We start from the raw sequence: 1,259 nt of genomic DNA on the forward strand, positions 1-1,259 counted from the left end.
GCCGCGCCGGCCGATGCCCGGGCGCCGGCGCGGCGGGCCGAGGACCGGCCGGCCAGCAGCGTGCGGGTCGAGGCCGAGCGGCTCGACGAGCTGATGGACCGGGTCGGCGAACTCGTCATCGCCCAGGCCCGCCTCGGCCAGCTCGCCGGCCTGCACGCCGATCCCGGCCTCAAGACCGTCGCGGAGGAGATCGAGCGCCTCTCGGCGCGCCTGCGCGACACCACGATGAGCATCCGCATGGTCGCCATCGGCGCCCTGTTCGGCCGCTTCCGCCGCCTCGTCCACGACCTCGCGCGCGACCTCGGCAAGCCGGTCGAGTTCGTCACCGGCGGCGAGGAGACCGAGCTCGACAAGACCGTGATCGAGCGCCTGGCCGACCCGCTCGTCCACCTGATCCGCAACGCCATCGACCACGGCATCGAGGCGCCCGCGCAGCGCGCGGCCGCCGCCAAGCCCGCCACGGGCCGGATCACGCTCACCGCCGAGCATGTCGGCGCCCAGGTGCTGGTGAGCGTGCGCGACGACGGCGCCGGGCTCGACGCGGCGCGCATCCGCGCCAAGGCCGAGGAGCGGGGCCTGTGCGCGCCCGGCGCGGTGCTGAGCGACCAGCAGATCTACCAGTTCCTGTTCGCGCCGGGCTTCTCGACCGCGCCGACGATCTCGGCGCTGTCGGGGCGCGGGGTCGGCATGGACGTGGTCAAGAAGACGATCGAGAGCCTGCGCGGCACGATCGACATCACCACCGAGCCGGGGGGCGGGACCTGCGTGGCGCTGCGCCTGCCGCTGACCCTGGCGATCATCGAGGGGCTGCTGATCCGGGTCGGCGCGGGACGCTACGTGATCCCGCTGGCGGCGGTGGAGGAGTGCGTCGCGCTGCCCGCGGGCGAGCGCGGCGGGCGCGGGCGGGACTTCCTGAACATCCGCGGCGCGCTGGTGCCGTTCCTGCGGCTGCGCGACCTGTTCGGGGCGCCGGGCGAGCCGGAGGAGCATCAGAAGGTGATCGTGGTGTCGGCGGGCGAGGCGCGGGTCGGCCTGGTGGCGGACCAGATCATCGGCAACCACCAGACGGTGATCAAGTCGCTGTCGAAGCTGCACGCGGACGTGGCGACGTTCTCGGGGGCGACGATCCTGGGCGACGGCACGGCCGCGCTGATCGTCGATGTCGGCCGGCTCGTGGGCGGCGGCGAGCGGGCGCACGAGAGCCCGCGCGAGAGCCCGCGCGCCTACCAGGAGGTGGCGTGATGAGCGGCGGCGTGACG

General features: G+C 74.7%; 1 protein-coding gene. It reads left to right on the plus strand.

The window, feature by feature from the left end; genetic code table 11:
• A partial coding sequence (locus ME121_RS32740) for a chemotaxis protein CheA (RefSeq protein WP_491892963.1) occupies nt 1-1,242 on the plus strand: 1,242 nt, incomplete at its 5' end.
• Between the last annotated feature and the right edge of the window lie 17 nt (nt 1,243-1,259).

Source organism: Methylobacterium sp. ME121, from assembly GCF_000974725.1.
In the GTDB taxonomy this organism is placed as follows: Bacteria; Pseudomonadota; Alphaproteobacteria; order Rhizobiales; family Beijerinckiaceae; genus Methylobacterium; species Methylobacterium radiotolerans.